This window comes from Celeribacter sp. PS-C1 (assembly GCF_019429625.1).
Classification (GTDB): Bacteria; Pseudomonadota; Alphaproteobacteria; order Rhodobacterales; family Rhodobacteraceae; genus Celeribacter.
The window spans coordinates 1-4,964 of sequence record NZ_JAHXRW010000030.1; the positions used below are offsets into that span (position 1 = coordinate 1).

The following is a 4,964-nucleotide window of genomic DNA, read 5'->3' on the forward strand; positions in this document are numbered from 1 at the left end:
ATGGGTTGCGTTCCGCCAAGGCTTTCAAAGGGATAGCGCCCAAATCATCGGCCCGCACGGAAGACAGCGCGCCGCCGTAACGGCCCACGGGGGTGCGGATATAGTCGCAGATGTAGACGTCGGTCATGTCGCTCTCCTGGTGTACGGGCTTTCAGCAACGAAGAAGACCGGACCATGCCTCGTGACAGTCCGGTCCAGTTCGGGGTCAGTCTGCTTCGACGAATTCGCGGGTTCGGATCATCCGCGTCGATAGGTAGCTGATGACGACCTCACCCTTTTGGTTCTTCACGGAATGGTTGGTGACGACGACACCGCGGTCCGGTTTGCTGGTCGGTCGTTTATTTTCGAGCGTCACGTTGTTCGTGATGCTGTCGCCTGCGTAGACCGGCTTGAGGAACTTCGGCTGAAGTTCCATCAGGAAGATGCCACGCCGACGCGTAAGACCAGCGTTCAGGACGATGCCTTCGGCAAGCGAAAGGACGAATATTCCGGGCGCCATGCGCCCGGAATATTGCTTGTCTGCATAGGATCGATCCGTGAATGTCGGCGAGGTGAATTTGCACAAATCCACGAATGTGCCGATCATCTCATCAGTCACCTTGAGCGGGTCACTGCTGTAGGACCAGTCCTCCGTGTATTCGTCGAAATACAATCCGGTTTCCATGGCGGCCTCAGTAAGACCGAGGCATGCCGAGAACATGCTGACCGATGTAGTTCAGGACCATGTTCGTGGAGATCGGAGCGATCTGGAAGACGCGGTTTTCCCGGACTTTGCGCTCGATGTCGTATTCGACGGCGAGGCCAAAGCCACCATGCGTTTGCTGGCAGTGAAAGCCGAGATCCCATGAGGCCTCAGAGGCGAGCATTTTCGCCATGTTGGCATTGGCGCCGGTCATGCCAGAGTCCGCGCCCGCATCGAACTGTTCCGCCGCTTTCCAGCGGAGCGCATCTGCCGCCATCAAGTTGGCGTAGCCGCGCGCGATGGGGAACTGAACGCCTTGGTTCTGGCCAATCTGACGGCCGAAAATGACGCGTTCTTTGGAATAGTTCACCGCTTTTTCGATGAACCACTTGCCGTCACCGATACACTCCGCCGCGATCATCACGCGTTCGGCGTTGAGACCGTCCAGCAGGTAGTAGAACCCTTTTCCTTCTTCCCCGATCAGCGAGTCCTCGGGGATTTCCATGTCGTCGTACCAAACCTCATAGGTGTGGTGGTTGAACATTGCGGGGATTTTTCGGGTCGTAAGCTGTTTTGGATCAACGGCACGTTTGTCGACGAGGAAGCAAGACAGTCCGCGGAATGGTTTACCTTCGGGGGCTTCGCTGGTGCGGGCGAAGACGATGAAGTAGTCGGTATGGTCCATGCGGGAGGTCCAGACCTTTTGGCCTTTGATGATCCAACCTTTGCCACCGCGACGCGCGCGGGTCTGGATCTTAGAGGTGTCCGTGCCGGCATTGGGTTCCGTGACCGAAAAGGATTGCAGGCGAATGCTGCCATCTGCGACTTTCGGCAAGATGTTGCGTTTCTGGTCTTCGGAACCATGACGCGCGAGGATGCCCATCATGAAGAGCTGGCCATGGATCATAGAGCCGGTGCCGCCTGAGCGGTGAATTTCCTCGACCACGACGGAGGCTTCGCGAGCCCCCATGCCCATGCCACCGTATTCTTCGGGGACCATGACGGCGCCGAGGCCGGCTTTCATCGCGACTTCGATAAATTCGTGCGGATAGCCATCGGTGCGGTCGAGTTCGCGGTAGTATTCTTCAGGAAATTGTTTCGTGACGTTTTTTGTCGCTTCAAGAACATCCGCAAGGGTGCCTTCGAGGGGCGGATCCAATGCTTCCATCATGGTGTAGTCTCCATTCTACTTGGGTAATTCAGTTGATTTCTGCGGGGGCGGAACCGAAGGCGCCGTCTTGTTCGAGGCGCGCGCGTTCCGCCGAGCCAAATCCGTATTGCGCAAGGATTTCTTCCCGGTGCTGATCAAGGCGGGGAAGGGCTTTGCGGACATTCGGATCTGTCAAACGGGTGGGGTCGATGGGCAGCTGCAATTCGCCGCCCAGACCATCGTCCGCCATTTCGAATGCACCACGCATCGCGTAGTAGCTGTTCGACATGGTTTCGGGGATGCTTAGAATGCTGGCGATCGGGACATCGACTTTATCGAAGATTTCCGTGAGCTCTTGTCGGGTGTATTGCGATGTAAAGTCTTCGGTGAGTTGAACGACTTCGGCTGTGCGTGCCGCGCGGTCGAGGTACAGGGCGTAGCGCGGATCTGTTCCCAACTCCGGGCGTCCGAGCGCCACACAGAATTGGCGCCAGAGTTTGTCGTTGTTCACGCCGAGATTGACGAAACCATCCTTGGCTTTGAAGGTGCCATAGGGGACGCCGTTGTAATTGTTCGGTCCGGCGGCTTCCTTGACCGTTTCATCGGCAAGTTGGTTGCGCACGATGGGCGAGCCAACCATCGGCAACATGCTTTCTGCCAAGGTGATGTCGAGAACGCGGCCCTTGCCGGTTTTTTCCTGCAGACGGAGCGCCAGAAGGGCGGCGGAATGTGCCGTCATGCCCGCAGTCACATCGCCCAGGGCAAAGCCGCACCAAACGGGATTCCCCCGATGGTCTCGTGCCAAGCCCGTCGACCCCGACAGCGCTTCGCCAACCATCGCGAGACCGGCGCGCCCCTCGTACTCACCGGCGTTCTTATAGCCGAAACCGCTGATGATCACGACGATCAGATGCGGAAAGTCCGTAAGCAAATCGTCGGGGTGAAGACCCAAGCGGCGCAAGGCATCGGCGCGGACATTCGTGATGAAGATGTTCGCCTCCGCGAGCAGCTTGCGCATGACCTGCCGTCCGGCTTCGTTTTTGAGATCGAGTGCGATGCTGCGCTTGCCACGGTTGCAGGCCCCGAAATGGCCCGACACGCGATGTGGCCCCAGCTTTCGTGTGGGTTCGCGAGACCGCGACAGCTCGCCCTGCGGGGGTTCGACTTTGATGACTTCAGCACCCTCGTCAGCCATAAGCATCGCGGCATGTGGCGCAGCGACGAGATGCGAAAGCTCCACAACTTTGATGCCTGCAAGCGGCAGTTCGGCCGATTGTGCCTTCATGATCTGAATCCTCTCTGTTTCCCCGTCGCAGACACAGCCTTTCAGGCGCCGCAAACCCCGAAATTTGGGGGCGGATTGTCGAATGAACTCTGACGGATTGTTCTCCTCGCTGATGAAAATCGCGGTTTTAGAGCGGTAATGTAAAGTAATTTGTTTTGAACAATGGGTAAGTTTAAATTACCAATTGCATGTCTGGCGTGAAATTTGCGAGGGGTTTAGATCAGCGCTCTCTCGTGCAGCTTGGCAAAGGGGACGGCGCTTCTCTCGGGGGATTGAAAATGCTTTCGACACGCGCCTGAAACCAGACGCGTGTTCGCACATTCATACGGAGTTTGAGGTCTTTAGTGTGGCGCGGTGAAATAGCCGTCCTCGAAGCCTTTGCGAATCTTGTCAGGCGTCAGCCCCCAATCTCTCAAGGCTTCTTCCGTGTCAGAGCCCGGAAGCACAGGTGCGCGGCGCAATGTCCCAGGCGTTTCCGAGAGCCGTGGTGCAGGCGCCGGATTCTCTACGCCTTCCTGTTCAACAAGCATCCGTCGCATCTGATTGTGCGGATGGGTGCCAGCCTCCTCAAGGTCGAGGACCGGAGACACACAGGCATCGGCATTTTCGAAAATTGCCTCCCACTCAGCGCGGGACTTTTGGGCAAAGCGATCCGCAAAAAGTGTTCGAAGCTCAGGCCAGTTTTTCCGATCCTGTCTGTCAGGCAGGTCGGTGAGGTCGAGATGCTGTACGAATGGATGATAGAAACGCGCTTCGATGGCGCCGACGGCCATGTATTTGGCGTCGGCTGTCTTATAGGTGCAATAGAAGGGCGCGCCGCCATCCAGAATGTTTTGGCCGCGTTCGGGAACATACTGCCCAAATTGACGTCGACCGTGCGAGACGGTCAGCAGGCTCGCGATCCCGTCAATCATCGCGGCGTCGACCACCTGACCACGTCCTGTCGAGCGCGCCGAGTTCAGCGCACAGAGGACGCCGAAGGCCAAATAGAGCGCCCCCCCGCCAAGATCGCCAACGAGATTTAAAGGCGGAACCGGGGCACCTCCGGGCGGGCCGATCATCGTCAGTGCCCCCGTGAGGGCGAGGTAGTTGATGTCATGTCCGGCCGTCATCGCAAGAGGCCCTTCACGTCCCCAGCCGGTTGCCCGGCCATAAACGAGTGCGGGGTTCAGGTGTAGGCAAACCTCTGGGCCAATGCCCATCCGTTCGGTGACGCCAGGCCGATAGCCTTCGATTAGAATGTCCGCACTCTTCACGAGTTCGAGCAATGCCTCTTTCCCCTCAGGATTTTTTAGGTCGATGCATGCTGTGCGTTTGTTGCGACCTCGCAGGTCTGCGGCGGCTTGCATAACGATACCGTCTCCTGTCGGCTTCAGCCGATCTATCCTGAGAACGTCCGCGCCCATGTCAGCCAGCAACATCCCGCAAAAGGGCGTTGGCCCCATGCCTGCGAGTTCCAGAACTTTGATATTCGCAAGTGCGCCCATAAAACCTCCAATGCCGTATCGTGTCCCTGACGATTGGAAATGTGCGCAAGACGCGTGCCAACATTCTTCGAAATCTCAAATTTTCTGAAAATGCCAATTACTTACGGGAGCAACCGTATAAGAGGGGGGGGGCGTCCCGAGGTTGGCATTGGAATTGCAGAGTGCATCGCGAACAGTGATGGCGCTTTGGCGCTGTCGAGGGAAAATTGAATCTTGGGAAAGGGAGTTTACGTCTATGAAGGTTTTGGTACCTGTCAAACGGGTGATTGACTACAACGTGAAGGTCAAGGTTAAGGCCGACGGCACGGGTGTTGATCTTGCCAATGTGAAAATGTCGATGAACCCGTTCGACGAAATTTC

Annotated in this window: 4 protein-coding genes and 2 pseudogenes; 1 reads left to right on the forward strand and 5 read right to left on the reverse strand. The window is 57.2% G+C overall.

The annotated features are described in order from the left end of the window. The 5 genes and pseudogenes from J5Y17_RS18970 to J5Y17_RS18990 all read right to left on the reverse strand — a co-directional run. Positions 1-127, reverse strand: a pseudogene (locus J5Y17_RS18970) (3-oxoadipyl-CoA thiolase); the annotation flags it as partial. A 78-nt stretch (positions 128-205) separates the two neighbouring features. Then, a complete protein-coding gene (locus J5Y17_RS18975; protein WP_219787420.1) occupies positions 206-664 on the reverse strand; it encodes a MaoC family dehydratase N-terminal domain-containing protein in 459 nt (152 codons plus the stop codon). Between the two features lie 7 nt (positions 665-671). Continuing rightward, complete coding sequence (locus J5Y17_RS18980; RefSeq protein ID WP_255572231.1) at positions 672-1,853, reverse strand: acyl-CoA dehydrogenase family protein; 1,182 nt, start codon at positions 1,851-1,853, stop codon at positions 672-674. 28 nt (positions 1,854-1,881) lie between these two features. Continuing rightward, positions 1,882-3,117, reverse strand: a complete 1,236-nt coding sequence (locus tag J5Y17_RS18985; protein ID WP_219787421.1) for a CaiB/BaiF CoA-transferase family protein — start codon at positions 3,115-3,117, stop codon at positions 1,882-1,884. Positions 3,118-3,458: 341 nt separating this feature from the next. Further along, complete coding sequence (locus tag J5Y17_RS18990; RefSeq protein ID WP_219787422.1) at positions 3,459-4,604, reverse strand: CaiB/BaiF CoA-transferase family protein; 1,146 nt, start codon at positions 4,602-4,604, stop codon at positions 3,459-3,461. Positions 4,605-4,839: 235 nt separating this feature from the next. On the opposite strand from J5Y17_RS18990, the pseudogene J5Y17_RS18995 reads away from it, so the two are divergent. Then, a pseudogene (locus J5Y17_RS18995) lies at positions 4,840-4,964 on the forward strand (electron transfer flavoprotein subunit beta/FixA family protein); the annotation flags it as partial.

Bases quoted from the DNA above. Each gene is read 5' to 3' on its own strand.
- J5Y17_RS18975 (WP_219787420.1), bottom strand. From the start codon at position 664: ATGGAAACCGGATTGTATTTCGACGAATACACGGAGGACTGGTCCTAC.
- J5Y17_RS18985 (WP_219787421.1), bottom strand. From the start codon at position 3,117: ATGAAGGCACAATCGGCCGAACTGCCGCTTGCAGGCATCAAAGTTGTG.
- J5Y17_RS18990 (WP_219787422.1), bottom strand. From the start codon at position 4,604: ATGGGCGCACTTGCGAATATCAAAGTTCTGGAACTCGCAGGCATGGGG.
- J5Y17_RS18980 (WP_255572231.1), bottom strand. From the start codon at position 1,853: ATGATGGAAGCATTGGATCCGCCCCTCGAAGGCACCCTTGCGGATGTT.